This window comes from Azospirillum sp. TSH20 (genome assembly GCF_003115935.1).
In the GTDB taxonomy this organism is placed as follows: Bacteria; Pseudomonadota; Alphaproteobacteria; order Azospirillales; family Azospirillaceae; genus Azospirillum.
On record NZ_LGQU01000203.1, the window covers coordinates 1 to 2,104 of the forward strand.

Sequence of the window (2,104 nt, forward strand, 5' to 3'; positions counted from 1 at the left end):
AGATCGCCGAGGACAAGTCGCTCTACGAGACCGGCACGCTGGTCGAGGTGGAGCATCCGACCCGCGGCAGCTACCTGACGGTCGGCAATCCGATCAAGCTGTCCGACAGCCCGACGGAGGTCACCCGCTCCCCCCTGCTGGGCGAGCACACCGACGAAATCCTGCGTGACGTGCTGGGTTTCGGCGAGCGTGAGATCGTCGAAATCCGCGACAGCGGCGCCATCGGCGCCGTGGAGCGGCTGGCGGCGGAGTAGGTTCACGCTTCGATGCCCCCACCCCAACCCTCCCCCGCTGGGCGGGGGAGGGGGGATAGGAGCTTCGTCGACGTTCAGCGGCAGTCCCTCCCCCGCCCAGCGGGGGAGGTTAGGTGGGGGGCTAACCCCGCCGTGAATAGTGCCTTCAAATATTCGACCGCGCCTCCCTCTCCCCCGACCGTCCCCTTCCCGGTCGCCTGAGAGCCGAAGCCCGGACTTTTAAAAATCCGCCGCCTGTCAGTCGACAAATTTCCGACTCCCCGCGGCATCCAAAAGACCATTCCCGACAGGGTTGAGACGCAAACCATGAACATTCACGAATATCAGGCCAAGGATCTGCTGCGGGGGTATGGCGTCGCCGTTCCGCGCGGTGGCGTGGCCTTCACCCCGGAAGAGGCTGAATCGGTCGCCCGCGAGCTGGGCGGTCCGGTCTGGGTGGTGAAGTCGCAGATCCATGCCGGTGGCCGCGGTGCCGGCCGGTTCCAGGACAATCCGACCGGCAAGGGCGGCGTCCGCGTCGTCAAGTCGATCGAGGAGGTCGCCTCCAACGCCGCCGAGATGCTGAACCACGTTCTCGTGACCAAGCAGACCGGCCCGGCGGGCAAGGAGGTCAAGCGCCTCTATGTCGAGGAAGGCGCCGACATCAAGCGCGAGCTGTATCTCGGCCTGCTGATCGACCGCGCCACCGGCCGCGTCACCATCATCGCCTCGACCGAAGGCGGCATGGAGATCGAAGAGGTCGCTCACAACACGCCGGAGAAGATCGTCAAGGTCGCCATCGACCCGGCCACCGGCATCCAGGGCTACCACACCCGCAAGGTCGCCTTCGCGCTCGGCCTGGAAGGCAAGCAGGTCGGCGCCGCCGCCAAGTTCATCCAGGCCGCCTACAAGGCCTTCGTGGATCTGGACTGCGCTATCGTCGAGATCAACCCGCTGATCGTCACCGGTTCGGGCGACATCCTGGCACTCGACGCCAAGATGAGCTTCGACGACAACGCGCTGTTCCGCCACAAGGAGGTCGCCGCGCTGCGTGACGAGGCCGAGGAAGACCCGGCCGAGATCGAAGCCGCCAAGCACGAGCTGAACTACGTCAAGCTCGACGGCAACATCGGCTGCATGGTCAACGGCGCCGGTCTTGCCATGGCCACCATGGACATCATCAAGCTCTATGGTGCCGAGCCGGCCAACTTCCTCGACGTCGGCGGCGGCGCCACGAAGGAGCGCGTCACCGCGGCCTTCAAGCTGATCCTGTCCGACAGCGCGGTCGAGGGCATCCTGGTCAACATCTTCGGCGGCATCATGCGCTGCGACGTGATCGCCGAGGGCGTGGTCGCCGCGGCCCGCGACGTGAAGCTGCATGTCCCGCTGGTGGTGCGGCTGGAAGGCACCAACGTGGCGCTGGGCAAGAAGATCCTGGCAGACTCCGGCCTGCCGATCCTGTCCGCCGACAATCTGGACGACGCAGCCAAGAAGATCGTCGCCGCCGTCAAGAAGGAGGCCGCGTGAGATGGCTGTTCTCGTCGACAAGAACACGAAGGTGATCTGCCAGGGCTTCACCGGAGCCCAGGGCACCTTCCACTCCGAACAGGCCATCGCCTACGGCACCAGGATGGTCGGCGGCGTAACCCCGGGTAAGGGCGGCGCCAAGCACCTCGACCTGCCGATCTTCGACACCGTGTCGGAAGCGGTGGAGAAGACCGGTGCCAACGCCTCCGTGATCTACGTGCCGCCGCCCTTCGCGGCCGACGCGATCCTGGAAGCGATCGACGCCGAGATCCCGCTGGTGGTCTGCATCACCGAAGGCATCCCGGTGCTGGACATGGTCCGCGTCAAGCGCGCCCTGGACGGTT

General features: G+C 66.0%; 1 protein-coding gene and 2 pseudogenes. All 3 read left to right on the forward strand.

What is annotated here, in order from left to right:
* Positions 1–254, forward strand: a pseudogene (locus tag TSH20_RS34180) (CoA transferase); the annotation flags it as partial.
* 306 nt (positions 255–560) lie between these two features.
* Positions 561–1,760, forward strand: a complete 1,200-nt coding sequence (gene sucC / locus TSH20_RS34185) for an ADP-forming succinate--CoA ligase subunit beta (RefSeq protein WP_109493034.1) — start codon at positions 561–563, stop codon at positions 1,758–1,760.
* A 1-nt stretch (position 1,761) separates the two neighbouring features.
* A pseudogene (locus TSH20_RS34190) lies at positions 1,762–2,104 on the forward strand (succinate--CoA ligase subunit alpha); the annotation flags it as partial.